The organism is Asticcacaulis endophyticus, assembly GCF_014652575.1.
Taxonomy (GTDB): Bacteria; Pseudomonadota; Alphaproteobacteria; order Caulobacterales; family Caulobacteraceae; genus Asticcacaulis; species Asticcacaulis endophyticus.
On sequence record NZ_BMZB01000004.1, the window covers coordinates 209,174 to 231,386 of the forward strand.

General features: G+C 55.3%; 19 protein-coding genes. 11 read left to right on the forward strand and 8 right to left on the reverse strand.

Features of this window, described 5'->3' with window-relative positions; genetic code table 11:
* Positions 1 to 88: 88 nt before the first annotated feature.
* Entirely contained in the window at positions 89 to 4,246 is a 4,158-nt protein-coding gene (locus IE102_RS14095; RefSeq protein ID WP_189487752.1) for a YhdP family protein, read from the forward strand.
* A 46-nt stretch (positions 4,247 to 4,292) separates the two neighbouring features.
* On the opposite strand, the gene tyrS is transcribed toward IE102_RS14095, so the two are convergent.
* A complete protein-coding gene (gene tyrS, locus IE102_RS14100; RefSeq protein ID WP_189487754.1) occupies positions 4,293 to 5,552 on the reverse strand; it encodes a tyrosine--tRNA ligase in 1,260 nt (419 codons plus the stop codon).
* Positions 5,553 to 5,657: 105 nt separating this feature from the next.
* Here tyrS and IE102_RS14105 point away from each other — a divergent pair, with 105 nt between their 5' ends.
* Positions 5,658 to 6,797, forward strand: a complete 1,140-nt coding sequence (locus IE102_RS14105) for an anhydro-N-acetylmuramic acid kinase (RefSeq protein WP_189487756.1) — start codon at positions 5,658 to 5,660, stop codon at positions 6,795 to 6,797.
* A gap of 6 nt (positions 6,798 to 6,803) precedes the next feature.
* Here IE102_RS14105 and IE102_RS14110 read toward each other — a convergent pair whose 3' ends face one another.
* Complete coding sequence (locus IE102_RS14110) at positions 6,804 to 7,448, reverse strand: alpha/beta hydrolase (RefSeq protein WP_189487758.1); 645 nt, start codon at positions 7,446 to 7,448, stop codon at positions 6,804 to 6,806.
* A gap of 230 nt (positions 7,449 to 7,678) precedes the next feature.
* Between IE102_RS14110 and IE102_RS14115 the strand changes: the two genes are divergently transcribed.
* The 9 genes from IE102_RS14115 (at position 7,679) to IE102_RS14155 (ending at position 15,129) form a co-directional block, all read left to right on the forward strand.
* Positions 7,679 to 8,242, forward strand: coding sequence for an Rrf2 family transcriptional regulator (locus IE102_RS14115; protein WP_229807775.1), 564 nt, complete (start codon positions 7,679 to 7,681; stop codon positions 8,240 to 8,242).
* A gap of 4 nt (positions 8,243 to 8,246) precedes the next feature.
* On the forward strand, positions 8,247 to 9,392 hold the full coding sequence (locus tag IE102_RS14120; RefSeq protein WP_189487760.1) for a cysteine desulfurase family protein: 1,146 nt from the start codon (positions 8,247 to 8,249) through the stop codon (positions 9,390 to 9,392).
* The gene (gene sufB, locus IE102_RS14125) at positions 9,392 to 10,858 is read left to right on the forward strand and encodes a Fe-S cluster assembly protein SufB (RefSeq protein WP_189487762.1); all 1,467 of its coding nucleotides are present in this window, start codon (positions 9,392 to 9,394) and stop codon (positions 10,856 to 10,858) included. Before IE102_RS14120 ends, sufB begins: the two co-directional genes overlap by 1 nt.
* Positions 10,859 to 10,863: 5 nt before the next feature.
* The gene (locus IE102_RS14130) at positions 10,864 to 11,196 is read left to right on the forward strand and encodes a hypothetical protein (protein ID WP_189487764.1); all 333 of its coding nucleotides are present in this window, start codon (positions 10,864 to 10,866) and stop codon (positions 11,194 to 11,196) included.
* Positions 11,196 to 11,945, forward strand: coding sequence for a Fe-S cluster assembly ATPase SufC (gene sufC, locus IE102_RS14135; protein ID WP_189487765.1), 750 nt, complete (start codon positions 11,196 to 11,198; stop codon positions 11,943 to 11,945). The genes IE102_RS14130 and sufC overlap by 1 nt, the downstream gene beginning before the upstream one ends.
* Positions 11,945 to 12,979 carry a Fe-S cluster assembly protein SufD gene (gene sufD, locus IE102_RS14140; RefSeq protein WP_189487767.1) on the forward strand — a complete coding sequence of 345 codons (1,035 nt, stop codon included), beginning with the start codon at positions 11,945 to 11,947 and terminating at the stop codon, positions 12,977 to 12,979. The genes sufC and sufD overlap by 1 nt, the downstream gene beginning before the upstream one ends.
* Complete coding sequence (locus IE102_RS14145) at positions 12,969 to 14,186, forward strand: aminotransferase class V-fold PLP-dependent enzyme (RefSeq protein WP_189487769.1); 1,218 nt, start codon at positions 12,969 to 12,971, stop codon at positions 14,184 to 14,186. The genes sufD and IE102_RS14145 overlap by 11 nt, the downstream gene beginning before the upstream one ends.
* A 10-nt stretch (positions 14,187 to 14,196) precedes the next feature.
* The gene (locus tag IE102_RS14150; protein WP_189487771.1) at positions 14,197 to 14,598 is read left to right on the forward strand and encodes an SUF system Fe-S cluster assembly protein; all 402 of its coding nucleotides are present in this window, start codon (positions 14,197 to 14,199) and stop codon (positions 14,596 to 14,598) included.
* A gap of 144 nt (positions 14,599 to 14,742) precedes the next feature.
* The gene (locus IE102_RS14155; protein ID WP_189487773.1) at positions 14,743 to 15,129 is read left to right on the forward strand and encodes a HesB/IscA family protein; all 387 of its coding nucleotides are present in this window, start codon (positions 14,743 to 14,745) and stop codon (positions 15,127 to 15,129) included.
* Here IE102_RS14155 and IE102_RS14160 read toward each other — a convergent pair.
* The 6 genes from IE102_RS14160 to IE102_RS14185 form a co-directional block, all read right to left on the reverse strand.
* Positions 15,107 to 15,508, reverse strand: a complete 402-nt coding sequence (locus IE102_RS14160; RefSeq protein WP_189487775.1) for a hypothetical protein — start codon at positions 15,506 to 15,508, stop codon at positions 15,107 to 15,109. The genes IE102_RS14155 and IE102_RS14160 overlap by 23 nt on opposite strands.
* Positions 15,509 to 15,600: 92 nt before the next feature.
* The gene (locus IE102_RS14165) at positions 15,601 to 16,344 is read right to left on the reverse strand and encodes a lysophospholipid acyltransferase family protein (RefSeq protein ID WP_189487777.1); all 744 of its coding nucleotides are present in this window, start codon (positions 16,342 to 16,344) and stop codon (positions 15,601 to 15,603) included.
* A 76-nt stretch (positions 16,345 to 16,420) separates the two neighbouring features.
* Positions 16,421 to 17,482, reverse strand: coding sequence for a GGDEF domain-containing protein (locus IE102_RS14170; RefSeq protein WP_189487779.1), 1,062 nt, complete (start codon positions 17,480 to 17,482; stop codon positions 16,421 to 16,423).
* Between the two features lie 101 nt (positions 17,483 to 17,583).
* The gene (locus tag IE102_RS14175; RefSeq protein WP_189487781.1) at positions 17,584 to 19,038 is read right to left on the reverse strand and encodes a DEAD/DEAH box helicase; all 1,455 of its coding nucleotides are present in this window, start codon (positions 19,036 to 19,038) and stop codon (positions 17,584 to 17,586) included.
* Between the two features lie 130 nt (positions 19,039 to 19,168).
* A complete protein-coding gene (gene parE / locus IE102_RS14180) occupies positions 19,169 to 21,277 on the reverse strand; it encodes a DNA topoisomerase IV subunit B (protein ID WP_189487782.1) in 2,109 nt (702 codons plus the stop codon).
* A 95-nt stretch (positions 21,278 to 21,372) separates the two neighbouring features.
* Positions 21,373 to 22,050: a TorF family putative porin gene (locus IE102_RS14185; RefSeq protein WP_189487784.1), complete on the reverse strand. Its 678-nt coding sequence runs from the start codon at positions 22,048 to 22,050 to the stop codon at positions 21,373 to 21,375.
* Positions 22,051 to 22,213: the final 163 nt, after the last annotated feature.

Genomic DNA, 22,213 nt, shown 5'->3' on the forward strand with positions numbered 1-22,213 from the left:
GTGCCAAATTGGTTCTGCTGACACCCCTAAATCCTTAAAAAATTTTCGCCGCAGGGTTCTGCTGATTACTCGTGAAGTTTCAAGTTTTGTGATCCCCTTAACCCGCCTTGTGAAAAAGCGCTGGCGGTTAAGTCTTGCCGTTCTGTCGGGCCTGTGTCTGATCGCGGGCGGATTGCGTATCTATTCGGCGCCGGTCAGGCTTGATAATTTTAAGCCGATCATCATTTCGCGACTGGAAAATGCCTTGCCGGGGCATAAGGCCGATATCGGTCACATGGATTTGGTGTGGTTTCATGACGCCAATGCGTTGGGGTGGCGTTTTGAAGGTCTGACTATTCGCGACAGTAGGAAGCGTGTCGTGGCGTCGGCCAAATCCCTTGAAGCGGCCTTGGCGATCGACAGTCTGTTTGCCTTGCATATCGCGCCAGCGCGTCTGACAGCGAAGGATTTTTTCCTGGCGGCGACGGTATCTGAGCGCGGGCGCTATGAACTGGGCTATGAGGCCAAGGGGCAGCCACAGGCGCGCGGTGGCGTAGCGCTTGATCGGCTGTTCCGTGAACTGGTCGGGCCCGAAAAGCTAGGCTCACCTATCAGCTATACCCGCCAGTTTGCCCTGCGTCAGGGTCGCCTTGATCTGCGTCAGGTCAATTCCAATCTGGCCTGGACGGCGGATATCGGCAGTATCGACTACACCAAACGTGATGGACGTATCCGTGCCAATCTGGGGTTATCGATCAAAAGTGGAAATCAGATATCGAAACTGACGGCGCGGGCGAGTGCGACTGAAGGCCTGAAAACCGCAGCCATTGACGCCACAATCAGTAATCTTATTCCATCGACTGTATTTCCGTCGGTGGGCATGACCCGGCCAATGGCCGGATTTCATGCGCCGGTCAACGGCACCGGCACCGTGAAATACAGCGCCCGCCACGGCTTTGAGACGACCGATCTCGATATCTCAGCCGGTAAGGGCTATTACGATTTCGGAAAATCGAAGCAATCGTTTGAGGCCATGAATGTCGTGGCCACCTATGCCCGCCGCACCAAGCGCATCGATTTCAAGCGCTTTCGGGTTGTGTCGCCAATGCTGGAAGCGGACCTGTTTGGTCATGTCAAAATCTGGCCGTCTGATGTGAAGGTCGGCCGGAAACTGCTGATTGACTTTGATTTTAAAGGGCCAAAGGCGACCGGCAAGCTGGCCGACGATTTCCGGGCTCAGACTCTGAATGATGTCCATTTCACCGGCGCCTATTCACCCGATACGCGCGAGCTGTTTATCAAATCCGGCCGCGGCCGTCTGGAGACCGCTGTCGTCACCACTAAGGGGCGGCTTTATGCGGACGATAAGGGGCTGGGGGCCAATCTGACGGCCAGAATCGACGGTGATTTCACCAAGGAAACCGTCTTTGCGTTCTGGCCCGAAGGTCTGACAAAGGCGACGCGCCTGAACCTGATCGACCGGATCAAGGTCGGCACCTTATCTAACGCTGATTTCACCTTGTCGGCACCGCCGGGCTATCTGACGGCTGATAATCTGCGCAATGAGGATTTGCGGCTCGATTTTGATTTTCGTGATGCGACGATCGAATTTGATCCGCGCCTTAAGGACGGAACCGGTCTCAAGGGCCATGCTGTACTTATGGGTAGCCGGTTTGATCTGGATGTCGAATCCGGCTGGCTGGATAAGGCGGCGATCACGGACGGGCAGGTGCTGGTGCCGAGCTTCCACTCCAGTCGCTCAGGCAGAGGCAGCCTGACCCACATCTGGATCAAAGCGAAGGCCGATGCGGTCGATGTGATCGAAGCGGTTGATCCGATTGCCGGTGGCGATCTGGCGAAGAACGGCCTCAACCGTGAGCGTCTGGGCGGTCAGGCGGATGTGCGGGTTGATATCCGCTTCCCGACGTTTCAGAACCTGAGTACAGACACGTTTGATCTGACCTTCAATGCCGACCTGACCGATGCGTCCCTGAAGCAGGCGGCGCTGGGGTGGGATTTGACGGACGCGACGATCCGTGTGGACGGTGATTTGCGCGCCAACCGTATTGTGGCGTCGGGGCCGGGCGTGCTTGGCCCGTACCGGGGTGAAATCGCTTATCATACGGCCTTTAGCAAAGCCGACCCCAAGGTGACTTTCAAAGGTCAGTTTGATGCTGAGCCGTTTGGCGGCGCGCCGGATAAGCCGGTGCCGATTGAGGGGGAGTTTATCCTGACAGGCGGAAGCGATGAAGGCACGCAAGGTTCAGGTCAGATACGTTCCGGCATATTTGACGGCGATGTAGCGTGGGAAGGCACGGATGAACGCCCGAACCATGTGACCATCCGTGGTGAAACCGACGCCAAGGGCATGGCTGCCCAAGGTCTGCCGTTCATCCAGCATCTGGGGCCCAAGCTGCCCACGCAGGTATCGCTCATTCGGTCAGGCGATATCTGGAGCGGGGAAATTCAGGCGCAGGCCTTTTCCGGCGACTTGGCCTATATCGAAGGGGCAAATCCACGGCTGGTTTATCAGTCGGTTATTACGCCGGATGAGGCCCGTGAACTGGGCCTGAGCGGGATGCCATTGTTCCGGACGCAACGGCGGCTTAGTCTCAATATCGGGCTTGACGATCAAACCCGTGAGGCGCTCATCCGGGTAGATCAGTTTGAGGCGAAACTCGGTTGGGCCAAGCGCGACGCCAGCAACGATATTGCCCGTACACTGACCGCTAAAATCGCGCCGCAGGATTGGGCATCGCTGGGCCTGCCCGAAGCCTTTTTCAAGCCGTCTGAAACCATTGATGCCAAGGCTCAGTGGTTGCAAACCGGCGCGGCCATGAGCGGGCAGATCGATCTGAAAGGCCATGTTATCGACTTTACGGTGCCGGACAATATTGTCGGGTCGAACGGTTATCAGGCCCAGATACGCACCCGCGTCAATGATGGGCTTTTGACGCTGCTGGGCTATACCCATGATCGTCTGACCCTGACGGGGCAGGCCGATGTGGTCACCAGTCTTTACCGGCGCGGCGACCGCAACGTAACCGTGGTCAATGTCTATGCTCAGGACGCCGAGCTTAAGGTGTTGGGTAGTGATTGGGTTAAGCCTGCGGGTGAGGCTGCCGATTTCGCCTTTGAGATTGACGATAAGGGTGCTGGGCAAGGTATGAACATCGCGCGCATCTATGGCAATGGGGCGTCGGTAAAACTGGAGGGGCGCGCCTCTTTGGATGGCGATGGCAAGATTGAATTTGCTGATTTGTCAGAGGTTTATCTGAAAAACTTAGCGGAGGGTTCAGTCAAATATTATGAGGCGACGCAGGGCGGACCCAGATTGATATCGGCAACTGGCCGCTATTTTGACCTGCGCCCCTGGCTTGTGCCAAAGGCCAATCCCCAGACTACGATCATAGTGGCCGATATTCCCCACGATCAGCCGCCTGTTGAGCCGCCCCCGCCATCTCCGGCGGTGCCGACGCGTCTGGTGGCGGATGTGCAAACGCTGAAACTCTCGCGCGACGGTGCGTTTCATGACGTTAAAATCAATGTGGATTGGGATGGAGCCAACGGCCTTGATGGAAGCTTAAACGCGCGTTCAGAAAACAACAGCCTTATTCGATTTGAAGCTGAGCCCGATACGGCGGCGCAGCCCGCCTATAGCCGCTTTGAGGGTAAGCTTGCCGATACCGGTGATGCCCTGAAAACCGCCTTTGCGACCGCTCAGGTTCATCGTGGCGAAACCGAGATCAAGGGGGTGTTTACTCGCGGTCAGGTCGATGCCACGATCAGCGGTGAGCATATTCAGGTGCGTCAGATCCCTATACTGGCGCAATTGCTGACGGTAGGGTCATTGCAGGGGCTGGCCAACACCTTAACCGGCGAAGGCATTACCTTTGATGAGTATGAACTACCTGTGCGTTACCGGGTAAGCGACCAGCTTTTGTTTATCAAGGACGGTTACGCCAAGGGTGAGGCTGTTGGCATCAATGTCTGGGGGACGTTCGATCGCGATAATAACTATATCGATTATCGTGGCAGCCTGCTGCCGGTCTATGCCGTCAATTCCATGTTCGGGGACGTAGCAAAAAAGGGGCAGGGGCTGGTGGGCTTAAGATACCGCGTCCGGGGGCGTCCGCCGACGCCGCAGGTCGAGGTCGATCCGTTCTCACTGGTCATACCTGGTTTCTTGCGGCAGTGGTTTGATAAGGATTTTGAGGACGAAATCCCGCCGCTGAATTTACCAGACGCGAAGAAGAGCAAAGATTAGGCAGGTAAGGCTTGGGGGCATGGCCCCCAAACCCCGGAAATTTTTATCAGACCGGTTTAACCAGAATGATCTTTTTCTTGCCCTGACTGATCTTGATCACCCCATCAGGATTAAGGTCGGCCAGTGTCAGGTTTTGATTGCCGTCAGTGATGGCGATGTCATTGACGCGCAAGCCACCGCCTTGAGCCAGACGGCGGGCCTCGCCGTTGGATTGGGTAAGCCCGATCTGGGTCGTCAAGGCCGCCAGCATAATCCCGGCCTTAAGGACCGAGTTTTCGACTTCGACCGTCGGCAGGTCTGCGGACAGCACACCTTGCTCAAACGCTTTTTGTGCCGTGTCGCGGGCGGTTGCGGCCGCCGCTTCGCCGTGGACCATGCGAGTGGCTGCATCGGCCAGGATTTTCTTGGCCTCATTGATTTCCGCACCCTCAAGTTTCTCAAGGCGGGCGATCTCATCCATCGGCAAGTCGGTGAACAGGCGCATGAACTTACCGACATCGGCATCTTCGGCGTTGCGCCAGTATTGCCAGTAATCGTAGGGGCTCAAAGCGTCGGCATTGAGCCACACCGCGCCACCGACCGTCTTGCCCATCTTGGCACCCGATGCGGTCGTAAGCAGCGGCGTCGTCAGCCCGAACGCTGCCGATTGATTGATCCGGCGCGTCAGTTCAACACCATTGATGATATTGCCCCACTGATCGGAGCCGCCCATTTGCAGGACACAGTTATAGTTTGAGTTCAGTTCGCGGAAATCAACCGCCTGCATCAGCATGTAGTTGAACTCAAGGAACGTCATCGGCTGCTCACGCTCTAAGCGCAGCTTGACCGAATCAAAGGTCAGCATGCGGTTGATGGTGAAGTGTGTGCCGAACTTACGCAGGAACTCGATATAACCAAAGCCGGACAGCCAGTCGTCATTATTGACCATGATGGCGTCGGTTTTACCGTCCCCAAAGGTCAGGAAGTTGTTGAACACGCTCTTGATGCCGTTCATGTTCGACTGGATTTGCTCATCGGTCAAAAGCGGGCGCTGGGTGTCCTTGAACGTCGGGTCGCCAACCTTGGTGGTGCCGCCGCCCATGAGCACGATTGGCTTATTGCCGGTCTTTTGCAGCCAATAGAGCATCATGATCTGCACCAGATGGCCCGCGTGCAGCGACGATGCCGTGGCATCATAGCCGATATATCCCGTGATTGGCCCCGCAAGAAGGAGCGTATCAAGGGCCTCTGCGTCGGTGCACTGGTGGATGAAGCCACGCTCGCTCAGGACGTTAAGGAAATCGGATTTGAAGCTGGTTGCGGTCATATCTCTATCGAATGGTTGGAGAAAAAGAGCGGGACTAATTCGCCTCGACCTTAAGGGAAAGGCGTCATAACATAGACCTGCGCGAAAACCATAGGGAAGAATCGTATGTCAGGTACGGGTGTGTTTAAGGTTCTGGGCTTCATGACCGGCACATCTTTGGATGGCATCGATATGGCGGTGCTTGAGACCGATGGTGAGCAGCGCCTGACCTTTGGGCCTTGGGCTGAACGCCCCATGCCGGATACGGTGCGCGCGGTGTTGCAAGCCACGGTGAAGGCGGCGCTTAGCTGGCCGCGTGGAACGCCGGAGCCTGAGATTTTCAACGAAGCCCGCAAGGTCATCACGGATTATCATTTCTCTTCGGCGCAAGGTTTTCTGGCTGAACAGGGCCTGAGCTTTAGCGATTTCGATCTGCTGGGCGTGCATGGTCAAACCGTGCTGCATGAGCGCCCCAAGGCAGGCGTGCCAGGGCGGACCGTGCAGTTGTTTGATGGGCAGGCTTTTGCGGACATGACCGGCGTGCGGGTGGTGTCTGATTTCCGCATCAACGATGTGGCCGCGGGCGGAGAGGGGGCACCGCTGGCCCCCGTTTATCATCGCGCTCTGGTGGCGCAGGCGGTACTAGGCTTGCCTGTGGTGGTGGTCAATCTGGGCGGGGTAGCCAATATCACGGTCATTGATGAGGCGGGCGATATATCGGCTATGGATACCGGCCCGGCTAATGGCCTGATGGATCAGTGGGTGCAAAAGCATGGCCGGGGACACTACGATGCGGGTGGTGCGTGGGCAGCACACGGGACGGCTGACCCAGCGCTGGTGGCGGCCTATCTCAGCCACCCGTATTTCTCAGCGTCTGCGCCCAAATCGTTAGACCGTTATGATTTTACGCTGGCGGGTGTAGACGGGTTAGGTTTTGAGGATGGTCTGGCGACATTGTGCGAATTTACGCTGGAAAGTCTGTTGCTCGCTATCCGGATGTCGGGTGTTGCCCCCAAGGCCGTCGTTCTGGCTGGTGGCGGTCGTCAAAATGCGTATCTGGTCAACAGATTACGCACAAAACTTGATCTGAGAACCCAGCTTTATCTGTCCGAAGACCTTGGCTGGCGCGGTGGGGCGATCGAGGCCGAGGCTTTTGCCTATATGGCGGTGAGGTCGCTGCGGTCTATGCCGATCTCGTTCCCCGCAACGACCGGTGTGCCTCAACCTTTAACGGGCGGGCGGCTGAATATACCCTCCGCCCGCTGAAGGTTGTCAGGCGTTCGACAGGCGCTTATCGAGGTATGATCCGACGCGCTGTTCGATTTCCGGTAACTGATCCATCCAGAAATGGGTCGCGTCCGGCACCAGTTCGTGGTCAATGACGATGCCTTTTTGACTGCGCAGCTTGGCCACGACGCGGTCAACTTCGGACGGCGGCACCACGCTGTCGTTGGCGCCGTTGACGAACAGGCCCGACGCCGGGCAGGGGGCCAGAAAGCTGAAATCATAGGCATTGGTCGGCGGCGATACCGAAATAAAGCCATCGGTTTCAGGGCGGCGCATCAAAAGTTGCATACCGATATAGGCACCGAACGAATAGCCCGCGACCCAGAATTGCGCTGCGGTCGGGTTTTTGGCCTGAAGCCAATCGAGGGCGGTGGCCGCATCGGCCAGTTCGCCAATGCCGGCATCAAATTCGCCCTGGGATTTGCCGACGCCGCGGAAATTAAAGCGTAAAACTGAAAACCCGCGCGTCATGAACAGGTGGAACAATTGCACCGTGACCGGATTATTCATGTGGCCGCCCGCCTTGGGGTGCGGATGCAGGATGAGGGCGATCGGGGCGTTTTCTGTTTTGCCTTGCGTGTAGCGGGCTTCGATGCGACCTGCGGCTCCGGCCAGAATGACTTCGGGCATTAATTCACCTTGTGACAAATATAACAAATTTGACGGCCAAATTACTTGACTAACGCGGTCGGAATTATTAAGTCCGAATAACCTAGCGCATTAGTCGGGCATTTTGTCCGCTATCTGCGCGGGTCATAGCACAAAGTTTTCAGTTTGCGCAGATTTTTGTCAGTGACGCTCGGTCACTGCCTATTTGTGCAAATGACAGTCCGGTTCAGGCTTTTGGCGAAGGATTTCATATGCGTTTGTCAACCAAGGGGCGTTATGCCGTGATGGCGATGACGGATCTGGCGCTGCATGGTCAGGGTAAGCCCATATCGCTGTCTGAGATTTCGGAACGCCAGCAGATTTCGCTGTCCTATCTGGAACAATTGTTTGCCCGCCTGCGCAAAGCCGGGCTGGTTAAAAGTGCACGGGGACCCGGTGGTGGCTATTCGCTGGCCCGGTCATCGGATGCCTTGTTTGTTGCCGAAATCGTGGTGGCGGTTGATGAGCCGATCAAGGCGACGCGCTGTGCCCTGACGTCCAATAAGCTTGGGGCCAATAAGCGGCTGTCCAAAGAAAATGCGGCCCGCGAAATCGGCTGTATGCCCGGTGGTCAGCGTTGCCTGACCCATAACCTCTGGGAAGACTTGGGCCTTGCCATCCATGACTATCTGGCGAAGGTGTCGTTGAGCGACGTGATCCTTAAGCGCACCCGTAAGACGACGGACGCAGATGCGCTTAATGTCCCGGCTTCATTCAACGGTAGTCATAAAATCAATATTGATAAAATTGCCCGCGATCAGGAGATGGTGTCTTAAAGCTATGTCCGCCTCAACCGTTCTTTATATGGATCATGCCGCCACCTCGCCGCTCAGGCCGCAGGCGCGTGAGGCCATGCTTGCCACATTTGAGCTTGGGGCAAATGCCTCATCGGTACATAGCCTGGGACGCAAGGCGAAAATGATCGTCGAAGAGGCGCGCGCGCAAGTCCTTGATCTGGTTGGCGGACATGGTGCCAAGCTGGTGTTTACCTCTGGTGGCACCGAAGCCAATAATCTAGCCCTTCATCAGGCGCGGGTTCGCGATAACATAACCCACCTGATCATCAGTTACGGTGAGCACGATAGTATTTATACGGCCGCGAATTATGTGGGTAAACCCGTTCTGAAATGGCCGCTGTTACCATCAGGGCTGGCTGATCTTGAGGCCTTAAAAGCGCTGCTGGCCCAGGTGGAGGGCAAGGCGTTTGTAGCGCTGATGCTGGTCAATAATGAAACCGGCATTATTCAGCCGGTGGCTGAGTCTGCTGAGATTGTCCATGCGGCGGGTGGATGGTTGCATGTCGATGCTGTGCAGGCGGCAGGAAAAATCAATATTGATTTTGAGGCTTTGGGTGTGGATAGCCTGACTTTAACGGCGCACAAAATTGGTGGCCCGGTGGGTGTGGGCGCTTTGGTATATAATAGCGACCATACAATTATCCCCATGATCACGGGCGGTGGTCAGGAACAGGGCTTGCGGGCCGGGACTGAAAATGTCGCGGGGTTGGCGGCCTTTGGAGCAGCAGCTTTGGAGGCACAATTATGTGAACGGTTGCCTCAGCAAACCTCAACTGAGGAAGCTCTGAAAGAGCTTGGTGCTCGTATCATAGGTGAGGATGTGGCGCGGGTGTCAGGTATCACCTGTCTGGCGGTGCCGGACTGGTCGTCGCAATTGCAGTTGATTCATATGGATATGGCCGGGATTTGCGTCAGTTCTGGCTCGGCCTGTTCGTCGGGTAAGGTCAAGCAAAGCCGTGTCCTGAACGCTATGGGGCTGGAAAACCTGTCGGGCGGGGTCTTGCGTATATCGACCGGTTGGTCTAGCCAGCCTACGGACTGGGAGCGGTTTTTTGAAGTGTGGTCGGGCGGATACGAAGCGTTTCGCGCCCGCCAGTCGACTAAGTTGAATATAAAGGAACAAGCCTGATGGCTGCCGTTAAGGAAACCATTGATACGGTTCAAAAACTTGAGACCTATGAGCACGGTTTCGTCTCGGACATCGAGATGGAGTTTGCGCCCAAGGGCCTCAATGCCGATATCGTGCGTTTCATTTCCGCAAAAAAGAATGAGCCGGAATGGATGCTGCAATGGCGTCTGGAAGCGTTTGAGCGTTGGCAGTCGATGGATGAGCCCGACTGGGCCAAGCTGAATTACAAACGCGTCGATTATCAGGATCTCTATTATTACGCTGCCCCTAAGCAAAAGGTCGCACCCAAATCGCTGGATGAAATCGATCCGGAACTGCTGCGCGTTTATGAGAAATTAGGCATACCTCTGAAAGAACAGATGGTGCTGGCCGGTGTCGAAGGTGCGCCACGGTATGCGGTTGATGCTGTGTTTGACTCGGTGTCGGTTGTGACGACGTTCAAGGATGAACTCAGTAAGTCAGGCGTTATTTTTTGTTCAATTTCAGAAGCTTTGCGTGAGCATCCTGAACTGGTGCGTAAATATCTGGGCACGGTTGTGCCGCAGTCGGATAACTATTTCGCGGCGCTTAATTCGGCGGTGTTTTCGGACGGATCGTTTGTCTATATCCCTCCCGGCGTGCGCTGCCCGATGGAGCTTTCGACCTATTTCCGCATCAATGCGTCGGAAACCGGCCAGTTTGAGCGCACGCTGATTATTGCCGATAAGGGATCTTACGTTTCCTATCTTGAGGGCTGCACCGCCCCCATGCGCGATGAAAATCAGCTTCATGCCGCCGTGGTTGAACTTGTGATCTTAGAGGACGCCTCGATCAAATATTCGACCGTGCAGAACTGGTATCCCGGTGATGCGGAAGGTCGCGGCGGTATCTATAACTTCGTCACCAAGCGCGCCGATTGTCGTGAACCGCGGGCGAAAGTGTCATGGACGCAGGTGGAAACCGGATCGGCCATCACCTGGAAATATCCGTCGTGCATTCTGCGCGGTGATGACAGCGTCGGTGAGTTCTATTCGATCGCGGTCACCAACGGCATGCAGCAGGCCGATACCGGCACCAAGATGATCCATCTGGGTAAAAACACCCGCTCACGCATCATCTCCAAAGGCATTTCGGCGGGTAAGTCGTCTAACACCTATCGCGGTCTGGTCTCGGCACATGCGCGGGCGGCAGGGGCGCGGAACTTCACCCAATGCGACAGCCTGCTGATTGGTAAAACCTGCGCGGCCCACACCGTGCCCTACGTCGAAGCCGATACCGCCAAGGCGCAGTTTGAGCATGAAGCCACGACCACGCGCCTGAGTGAAGATCAACTGTTCTACGCTATGCAGCGTGGCTTGAGCCAGGAAGAAGCGGTCGCCCTTCTGGTCAATGGCTTCGTGCGCGATGTGTTGCAGGAACTACCGATGGAATTTGCCGTTGAGGCGCAAAAACTGGTGGCCATCAGTCTTGAAGGGAGTGTGGGGTGACGGTTATGGCTGACCTGAAACTTCGAGAATCCAATGTCGTGTGGTTTGATGGTGAAGCTGTCGACTCTGCCGGGAATCCAGTAAGGATGTATTCGGTTGTCACCCCAATAGAGGCTGTCGAGCAATATTACGTTGATGGTGATGGGCCAATCGGGCTTCTGCCGGGAATCCGTCTCGTCGTTCTTGGTGCTGCAAATGGTGACGTCGATTGGCTATGGCTGGAAGTGGATGATACGCCCTCGGCCTTCGTAAACGCCAATGTTTGTCTTGCTACAGCAAAACTCAAATACCTGTGTGAGGTCGGTGATGACCTTCATATGAAAAGGTTTTCTCAATAATGCTTAATATCCAAAATCTCACCGTCAGCGTTGATGACAAAACCATCCTTAAGGGTCTGACGCTCGACGTGCCGGCGGGCGAAGTCCATGCCATCATGGGCCCGAACGGCGCCGGTAAATCGACTCTCGGTTATACGCTGGCGGGGCGTTCCAACTATGAGGTGACAGCCGGATCGGCAGCACTGAACGGCGAAGACCTGCTGGAAAAGGACGTGCATGAGCGCGCCGCTGCCGGGCTTTATCTGTCGTTTCAGTATCCGCTCGAAATTCCCGGCGTCCCGGCCCTGACCTTTATCCGCACGGCTTTGAATGCCCAGCGTAAGCTGCGCGGCGAAGACGAAATGTCAGCGCCTGAGTTCCTGAAAACGACCCGCGAAGTGGCCAAGTCGCTGAAAATCGACATGGACATGCTTAAGCGTCCGCTCAATGTTGGTTTCTCCGGCGGCGAAAAGAAGCGCATGGAAGTGCTGCAAATGGCGCTGCTCAAGCCGAAGTTTCTGATCCTTGATGAAACCGATTCCGGCCTCGATATCGACGCGCTTAAGGTCGTGTCCGAGGGCGTGAATGCCCTGCGTGCGCCCGATCGCGGGATGCTGGTTATCACCCACTATCAGCGCTTGCTGGATCATATTACACCGGACCGGATTCATATTCTGGTTGATGGTCGCATTGCCCATTCGGGCGGGCCGGAACTGGCGCATGAGTTGGAAGCGCGCGGCTATGATGAGTACCTGGGCGAGGCGGCATAATGGCGTTTGATCTGTTCGATCCCATAACCTGGCCGACGAGGCGGGATGAGGAATGGAAATATTCCGATCTGGCGCGTCATCTGCGGATCACGCCGCGTGAGTTGGAGGTTTCGACGGACATCGCAGCCCCTAAATTGGTGCTGGATGGCTTTCATATCCATAACGTCTTTGGCGCGGACTACAGCGGTCTTGAGGCGGCGGTTAAGGCGGCAAATGGCAAGCTGTGGCTGCGGCACTGGGCGCGCGGGCGTCTGGATGGGGTGGCCGGTTTCCAGAACACAGGCCGGGTTGATCTTGCGGCTGGTGAGCATCTGATCCTGTTTGAAACCTACGAGGGTAAAGGTAACTACGCGGTTCACAGTGAGCTTGAATTCACTCTGGCCGAGGGTGCGCGCCTTGAGCGGGTTGTGGTCATGGATGAGCCAGAAACGGCCACCTCTGTGCGTCAATCAACGATTGATACCGCGCCAAATGCCCACTATGTGCAGACCGTAATTTCGACCGGCTCTGCTTTTCAGCGCTTTGAAAGCCACGTCACCCACGCCGGTCATGGGGCGCAAGTCCGCATGGACGGCGCGTACCTTTTGAAGAACAAAACCCATTTCGATTACACCACCCGCCTTGATCATCAACACATCAATGGTGTGACGACGCAGGCGATCAAGGGGCTGGTCAAGGATCAGGCTCAGGTCGTGTTCCAGGGGCGTATTCTGGTGCAAAAAGGTGCCGACGGCACCGACGCCCGCATGCGCCATCAGGCCCTGATCCTGAACGACGGGGCACGGGTGCGCGCTAAGCCGGAACTGGAAATCTATGCCGATGACGTGCAGTGTGCGCACGGCAATACCATCGGCAATCTGGATGAAAACGCGCTGTTTTTCTGCATGTCGCGCGGTATGGATGAAGCCACCGCGCGCGGCCTTTTGATGCAGGCCTTTATCGTCCCGGTGATTGAAGCCATTGATGATGATCAACTGCGCGCGGCGGTGCTGGAGTTTGTTGAGGCTAAGGCCGGAGGCTTTTATGGCGTTTGACGTCGATAAGGCCCGCGCCGATTTTCCGATCCTGTCACGGGAGATCAAGGGTAAGCCCCTGATCTATCTCGATAGCGGGGCCAGCGCGCAAAAGCCGCGTCAGGTGCTGGAGGCGATGAGCGCGCACGCCGCGACATCCTACGCTAATGTCCATCGCGGCCTTCATGCGCTGGCGAATGAAACGACCGATGCCTTTGAAAAAGGCCGTGAGACCGTGGCGCATTTTATCAATGCCGCGCGCGTCGAAGAGGTGATCTTCACCAAGTCAGCGACTGAGTCCATCAATCTGGTCGCCTTTAGTTTTGGATCATTTATCAAAGTCGGTGACGAAATCCTGATCTCCGAAATGGAGCATCACGCTAATATCGTGCCGTGGCATATGCTGGCGGAGCGCATCGGCGCGGTACTGAAATGGGTGCCGATTCTGGATGACGGCAGCCTCGATATGGCGGCTTTTGATCAACTGTTGACGGATAAGGTCAAGCTAGTTGCCATCTCACATATGTCGAATGTTCTGGGCACCATCAATCCGGTGTCCGAGATTGTCGTTAAGGCTCATGCTGTGGGCTCCAAGGTCCTGATCGATGGTTGTCAGGGCGTGGTCCATTTGCCGGTCGATGTGCAGGCCCTGGATTGCGATTTCTACGTCTTTTCGGCCCATAAACTTTATGGCCCAACGGGCCTTGGCGTACTTTACGGCAAGTACGATCTGTTGGCCGCCATGCCACCCTATCAGGGCGGGGGTGAGATGATTGCACACGTCAGCAAAGCGCGCATCACCTATGCCGAACCGCCGCATCGGTTTGAAGCGGGTACACCTGCGATCCTTGAGGTCATCGGTCTTACGGCTGCGATCGAATGGTTGTCTCAGTTTGATCGTAATGCCACTATTGCCCATGAAATGGCGCTGTATGATCGCGCCTATGAGGGCTTGCGCGGTATCAATAGTCTGCAGGTGCATGGCCATGCGGCACATAAAGGCTCGATCCTGACCTTTTCTTTAGGTCAGGCACATGCCCATGACGTTGCACAAATCCTTGATCGCTACAATATAGCGGTAAGGGCCGGTACACATTGCGCCGAACCACTGATGACGCGCCTTGGGGTGACCTCAACCGTGCGGGCGTCCATTGCGCTTTATAATACCGAAGATGAGATCGACGCTCTGATCGTGGCGGTCCAAAAGGCCCAAAGTTTTTTTGAGTAAGGTTATCGATATGTCCGACCACATCATCAATCTTCATGAGGAACCGGAGCATCCGCAGGCGGAACTGTTCGCGCGCGAAGCCCCGTCCGGCTTGTCTGAGGACGAACTGTCGCGCCTGACCGAAGACCTGATTGGGGCGTTCAAAAGCGTCTATGATCCGGAAATCCCGGTTGATATTTATGAGTTGGGGCTGATCTACCGCGTCGATGTGTCTGATGATCGCGATGTGGCCGTGGACATGACCTTGACGGCGCCGGGCTGCCCTGTGGCGGGTGAGATGCCGGGCTGGGTCGAGCAGGCCGTTATGGGCGTGCAAGGCGTTAACAGTGTCAATGTTAATCTGATCTTTGAGCCGCCGTGGGATTCATCGAAAATGAGCGACGAAGCTAAGCTTCAGCTTAATATGTTTTAGGTACTCACCTTCAAAGTCCTTCGCTGCGCTCAGTGTACTTTGAGGGTGTTGTTAGATCGAAAAAATTATCTTGGGGCGGCCCTTCGATAATTTTTGCATTTATGTAAACTCAATGCCGCGAATGTCTTTTAAGGCTTAGTGATCATGGAAACCGCTGTTTCTTTCCGACCCCGTCGACCGAGGCCTGCGATCGTCAGTTTGACGGACGCGGCGGCGAAGCAAGTCAAGGCGATTATGGCGAAAGCCGATAAGCCTTATGCGGGCCTGCGCGTGGGCGTGAAGGCCGGCGGCTGTGCAGGGCAGGAATATGTCTTAAGCTATGCCGAAGCGGCTGATCCGTTGGATGAGGTCGTAACCGATAAGGATGTCACCATCCTGATTGAGCCCAAGGCGGTGCTTTATCTGGTCGGTACGGTCATTGATTATGAGACGACGAAACTGTCCTCAAAATTCGTGTTCAATAACCCGAATGAGACTGATGCCTGCGGGTGCGGCGAAAGCGTGACTATCACGCCGGTTCAGGCGGATTAGTATCCAGCCAGGTCAGGGCTTCATCAAGGCTTTCAAAGGTTTGTATATAATCCTTTGCGAATATATCGCCAATGCCTGCCAAACGCGGTTTATCCAGCGGATCTTTTGAGATCAGGGCCAATCGTTTACGTAGAGGGGGTGGAGAACCAGCCATTTCGGCCAGTGCCTGAGCGGCTCTCATCAAATCGTGCAGGGTGGTAAAGCCTTCGGCGGCGCGCATATCCATCACCCGGTCGTAAGACCAAGGCTGGTCGATTTGCCCATAAACATCAATCAGAGCATCAATCAGGGTCGCCCCCTCGTAAGCGCCTCTGACCGTCACCAGCAGGCGATTTTTGGTTTCGTCGATGCGGTAACTCACTCGAAAACCCGCGGGCATGATTTTGGGCCTGTACGCAAATAGATACTATGAACTGTCATAGTGCAGCCAGCTTAATAAAGCCTCAAAACCTGTTGTTTTCCCAAATAGTTTTATTCAGAAACTATGGTCGATGGCTGGAATGGGATGCCGGTGGCTTCGCTGATCAGGGTTTGGGTCTGGGTTTCAATGGTCCGCTGCAAGCGTGCCATAAACTCCACCTTATCAAGGCCGGTTGGGATCGGTTCCATAAACTGCAAGACCGCCGTACCCGGTGACTTTTCATAGCGTTCTTCCTGCCAAAATAGCCCCAGATTGGTCGCCACCGGCACGACGGGCCGATTGAAATTACGGTACATGTGCCACACACCTGAGCGATAACGGTGATAGGTGCCGGGCGTTGACAAATGGCCTTCCGGATAGATCAGAATGTGGCGGCCATCATCACTGGCTTTTTGTGAACGGTCGGCCAGAGCCTTGCGGGCTTCGATGCCACCGCAATTATTGACAACAATCGCCCCCAGCTTACGCAGGATGGTCGACATAAAGGGAAATTTTTCGAGGTGATCACCCGTCACAAAGGCCAGATCATTGAATTGGGAATATATGCAATAGCCATCGCCCCACGACTGGTGCTTGGCGGCAAAGATTACAGGCTGTGACGGGATGTGTTCGCGGCCTCTGACTTCAAGCCGGATGCCAGCCAGATGCTGCATCGCCCAGACCATGCGGCGGGTATAGCGCTGAATAACCCAAAGCACCGGGCGGCGGCCCGGTAAAACTGTAAGTAGCAGCGCCATAAGGCTGTAAAATATCGAAAAGAGCCAGTAAGCGCTGGCGAACAGAAAACTGCGCATGGTCAGGCCTTAAGAGTCATAGCTCTCAAAGACGTATAAGACTTTAGCTGATTTGGCGAGCCTATGTTAACGCGCGTCAGGCGACATTAAAATCCTTGACCTGAGTGGACTCAGCGACAGTCACCATGTTGCGGCCATTGTTTTTGGACAGATACAGCGCTTTATCGGCACGGTCCATCAGATCAAACGGGTCTTCGGCAAACTCGCGTTGAGCTAGACCGACCGATATTGAGACTGTACCCAGGTCTTCGTTGGTAGAGCGGCGTTTCAACACACGTGTTGAAATTTCCTGACGGGCTTCATCGAGAATACGAGCGACCTCGGTAGCTGTTTGGCCGGGGAACAACATGCCAAACTCTTCGCCGCCATAGCGGGCGGCAAGGGCGGGCGGGCGGCCAATACGGGCCAGAACACTGGCCACATAGCGCAGAACCTGATCGCCGGTCTGATGACCCCAGGTGTCGTTGAAGCGCTTGAAATGGTCGATATCGATTACCGCCAGCGTCAGCGGTTTTGAGACGTCATCGCCTTCACACTGCTTATCCAATTGCTCATCAAACGCCTTACGGTTCGCCAGATTAGTCAGGGCGTCGGTCATAGCTTCCATACGCACCTGATCAAGGTGCTTACGTAAGCGATTGATTTCACGCGATGAATCGCTCAGGCGCGTTTGTAATGACTGATGATGGTCAAGGACGACATTGGTTGCCGCCGACAGGTTGTCGACCAGATTTTTCAGCACACCCGCATCGGCTAGGTTAAGAGACTGACGTGCACTTTCCAGCGTCGTGGAATAGCTTTTCTGGGAAGATTGCACGTCACTGATGACCTCAGTGATCGTATGCAATTCTTTGGACAGCTTAAGGCCCGCGTCGCGGACTTCATCATTCAGCTTCAGGCGCGCAATGAATTTCGACGCCAGGCTATCGCTGATTTCTTCGGTGATTTTCTCTCCGCTGGCAACAAGTCTCAGGACTTCCTGAGCCAAGGCGCATTGCGGGTCACCGGCAACATAGAGCCAGATTTCATAGTTGAGTGGCGTCGGCCACACACCATGTTCTTCCATAAGCTTCAACGCGTCCTGCGCTAAGGCGTATGAGTTTGGACCACGGACACTTACTTCTATGTCGTTGTTCATTTGGTCTTCCTTGCGTCACCTGATTCTATGTGACAATGGCGACCTTAGCCCAACTTCTCTGACAGGCGGTTAACGCGATTGAGAATTTTTCTAAATTTTTATTATTTTAAATCGACGCTACGCAACAGGAAGGCGGGGACGTGCCAGCCAAAACCCTCGGCCGTTGTCTCGTAATCGTTTGATTTTTCTTTAGTTTCAGAGACTTTCTCTGTGCGGCTTCGACGGCGTGATGGTCTGGGCTTATCAACGATATTTTCGATAACCGCGTTTTCATTAACGGCCGGTTCGGATTGAATTTCGGCTTCGGGCTCGGTTTTTGTGACTGCCTTTATGGGCTTATCCCGATCGCTGCGACGGGGTTTGCGGTCTGGGCGCGACGATTTACGGTCGCTATCTTCAGACATGGCGCTGAAATCGACTTCAATCGAAAGGGTTTCCGGTTCTTTTTTCGTAAGTTTCAGTACCTTATCGTAGTTTTTCTCATCGGCACCCGACAGCAGAAGATAGGCTTCGCCTGAGCGACCGGCGCGACCGGTACGTCCAATGCGGTGAACATAGTCATCGGCATGGTGGGGGACATCGAAATTAAACACATGACCGACATCGGGAATATCAAGCCCGCGCGCGGCCACATCAGACGCCACCAGCAAGGTCAGATCGCCTTTGCGGAAGGAATCGAGCGTCTTCATACGCAGGGCCTGATCGAGGTCGCCATGGATTGGGGCTGCGTTAAAGCCGTGAACCGATAAGGATTTGGCTACGATATCAACGTCGGTTTTGCGGTTGCAGAACACGATGCCGTTCTTGATTTCCAGCGTTGAAATAATAGCGCGCAACGCGATGCGCTTGGCCTTGGCTGCATTCAAGGCATTGCTGCCGGGGACGCGGTAGACAAACTGGCGAATATTTTCAGCCGTCGTGGCCGGGCGTGACACTTCGATGCGGACAGGATTTTTCAAAAATGCCTGAGTGATGCGGGTAATTTCCGGCGCCATAGTGGCCGAAAAAAACAGGGTCTGACGCGTCGGCGGGGTGAGCTTAAAAATACGCTCAATGTCAGGAATGAAGCCCATGTCCAGCATCCGGTCGGCTTCGTCAACCACCATGATTTGCACGCCATTGAGCATGACTTTTGAGCGCTCAAACAAATCCAGCAAACGGCCGGGAGTGGCAATCAGAACGTCTACGCCCTTATCAAGCTTAGACACCTGATCGGCCATCGACACGCCGCCAATCAAAAGTGCCCAGTTAAGCTTGTGATACTTGGCATATTTTTCAAAGGCTTCGGATACCTGATCGGCCAGTTCGCGGGTAGGGGCCAGAACGATGGCGCGCGGCATACGGGCGCGCGACCGGCCAGCGGCCAGACGTTCGATCATCGGCAAGGTGAAGGCGGCGGTCTTACCGGTTCCGGTTTGCGCAATGCCAAGGACATCAAGGCCAGTCAGGGCCACGGGGATCGCCTGTTCCTGAATAGCCGTCGGCGTGTCATAGCCGGTCTCAGCTATGGCCTTTAAAACTTCGGGGCTTAATCCAAGATCGGTGAACTTTGTCATGAAACTCTTTAACCGGGGGCATACGCGATAAACCGGCCTTATACACAGAATAGCCGTTTGGTGTAACAGCTATTCTGTGAAAAAGCCGGTTTCTTTGAAGTTTAAAGCTTTGCGGGCAAATTCAGAACGCTTAAACGTCAAGATCCTCGCTGACGAACTCTGCATTTTCCTGAATATAGCGAAAGCGCAATTCAGGTTTGCGGCCCATTAGGGTCTCGACCAGACTTTCGACCGCATCCTCACTCTCAGGCAGAACCACCCGCGCCAAGGTGCGGGTTTTGGGGTCCATGGTGGTTTCTTTGAGCTGAGCCGGCATCATTTCACCCAGACCCTTAAATCGGCCGATTTCAGGTTTCTTGCCCTTGAATTCTTTTTCCAGAATCTCAGTGCGATGGGCGTCATCACGCGCATACACGGTCTTGGAGCCATGGCTGATGCGGTAGAGTGGCGGCATGGCCAGGAACAGGTTTCCGTTCCGGATCATGGCGGGCATGGTCCGATAGAAGTAGGTAATCAGCAGGGACGCGATATGGGCGCCGTCGACGTCAGCATCGGTCATGATGACGATGCGTTCATAGCGCAGATCTTCCTCCTTGAAGCGCGCGCCGGGTTGTACGCCCAGCGCCAGCCCCAGATCAGACAGTTCCTGATTGGCCTTGGCCTTATCGCCGGTGGCCGACGCCACGTTCAGGATTTTACCGCGCAGAGGCAGAATGGCCTGAGTATTACGGTTGCGGGCCTGTTTGGCGGAGCCGCCGGCGGAGTCACCTTCAACCAGAAACAGTTCAGTATCCTTGGCATCCTGACGGGCGCAGTCAGCAAGCTTGCCCGGCAGGCGCAGCTTACGGGTCGCGGAGGCCCGCTGAACTTCCTTGTCTTTGCGCTTTTTGAGGCGTTCCTCGGCGCGTTCGACGATGAACTGCAGCAGCTTGTCGGCCTGTTTCGGTGATGAGGTCAGCCAGTGATCGAACGGATCGGCCAGCGCTTTTTCCACCAGTTTTTGGGCCTCGGACGACGAAAGGCGATCCTTGGTTTGGCCTTGAAATTCCGGGTTTTTGATAAACACAGAGATGACGATACCGGCCTGAGCCGCGACATCTTCGGCGGTGACGATGGCCCCGCGCTTGTCACCGGTCATTTCGGCATAGGATTTCAGGGAGCGGGTGAGGGCGGCCCGTAAGCCCGCTTCGTGAGTACCGCCATCGGGCGTGGGGATGGTGTTACAGTAAGACTGGACAAAGCCGTCATGCTCTCCAAACCCTGCGGCGGACCAGACTACGGCCCATTCGACAGCCCCGCCTTCGCCTTTACGCTCGACGCGGCCAGAAAAAATATCGCTGACCGTTTCGGTATCGACCACCCGCTCAGCCAGATAATCGGCCAAACCGTTCGGAAAGTAGAATTTGTCTTCAGCGGGCGTCGTGTCGTGGATCAAAGATGGCGCGCATTTCCAGTTAATCTGAACCCCGCGGAACAGATAGGCCTTGGCCTTGGCCATGCGGTATAACCGTGCAGGACGGAAGTGGGCATTTTCGCCAAAGATTTCAGGATCGGGAATAAAGCGTTCGCGTGTGCCGCGTTTTTTCGAGGGGCCCAATTGTGCAATTGGCCCTTGCGGCAGGCCTCTGGAAAATACCTGCTGCCACTCATAGCCGTCGCGCCAGACGGTGACTTCCAGACGTTCAGACAGGGCGTTCACCACCGATACCCCGACCCCGTGCAGACCGCCGGAGGTTTCATAGGCCTTGCCAGAGAACTTACCGCCAGAGTGCAGAACGGTCATAACGACTTCGAGGGCTGATTTGCCGGGATATTTGGGATGCGGGTCGACGGGGATGCCGCGGCCATCATCGCGCACACTTAAATAACCGTCCGCATCCAGTTCCACCCAGATCGCCTTGGCGTGACCCGCCACGGCTTCGTCCATAGAGTTATCAAGGACTTCGGCGAACAGGTGGTGCATCGCCTTTTCATCAGTCCCGCCGATATACATGCCGGGCCGTTTGCGGACGGGCTCCAGCCCTTCCAGCACTTCGATAGCATTGGCGCCATAGCCTTCGGCCGTCATGGCGTCGGGTTGTGGCGCAACTGGGGTTTTGGCTTTAGCCGCCTTTTCAGGCGGCGTGTCATTCGCCGGACTTTTGGCCGGATTAGCGGCAGGTTGAGGCTGGGCAGCATCCTGTGACGCGGGTGCAGCTCCGTTATCGAATAGATTCGGCTGGGGTACAGATGTGGACATAAACCCTATCTTGCTGTGATTCGGGATATTAGAAAGAAAAAGGCCGCAAACCCTGTGGGCTTGCGGCCTTTAAACTTAGCACAAAAGGCGTGGGCTTAGAAAGCGGCCTTAAGCGTTACGGCAACACGATCCTTGTAGTTCGAACCCAGGTCGTGATCGCCGGTGTCCCAATAGCGAACGTCAACCGAGAAAGCTTCGGTCAGGGCATAGCCCGCGCCGAGGTTCCAAGCGGTATAGTCCGAACCATCTTCGATGTATTGCTTACCCATGGCGCCGGAGACCGACAGCTTTTCCGTGATCGGATAAGAGGCGTTCAGTTCCGAATAGAGCGACTCACCCGCACCGCCGAAATCCATCGAGTAGTAAGCGGCAGCACCGATAGCGCCTGCACCGATCGGATGGCTGACAGCAGCTTTCAGTTCACCGAACGACAGGTTGGTGTCTTCAGGTTGGTTCGGATAACCGTAGTAGATACCGCCGAAGTCGAACGAGAAGTCTTTATAGGTCGGCTTTACGCCAGCATATACGTCGACTTCCATGTCGGTTTCGTCGTCACCGAAATCTACGTTCGAAGCCCATGCGCCTGCGTAGAAGATGCCGTTGGCGTAGTCGATGCCGCCTTGAACAGCTTCGCTGCGACCGGTTTGCGACACGCCGCGCCATACGTAATCATTGGTGACCGAGATGTTGTAGCTCAGAGCGCCTTCGGCCATTGCGCCACCGGCGAATACCAGACCAAGAGCCGTAGCAGCGGCAAGGAGGGACTTCTTCATTTTTATAAATCCTAGGTTTTGTTGTTTAGCGCCAGATCGAGGAGGTCATCGGCATCAGACGCGATTACACAGTTAACTTTATCAAAGCCTTCGCAAATGTAGCATTTTTTCGTCACACGACTAGCCCCTGCAAAGATGCGGAAGACTATTAGCAACGCTTTGG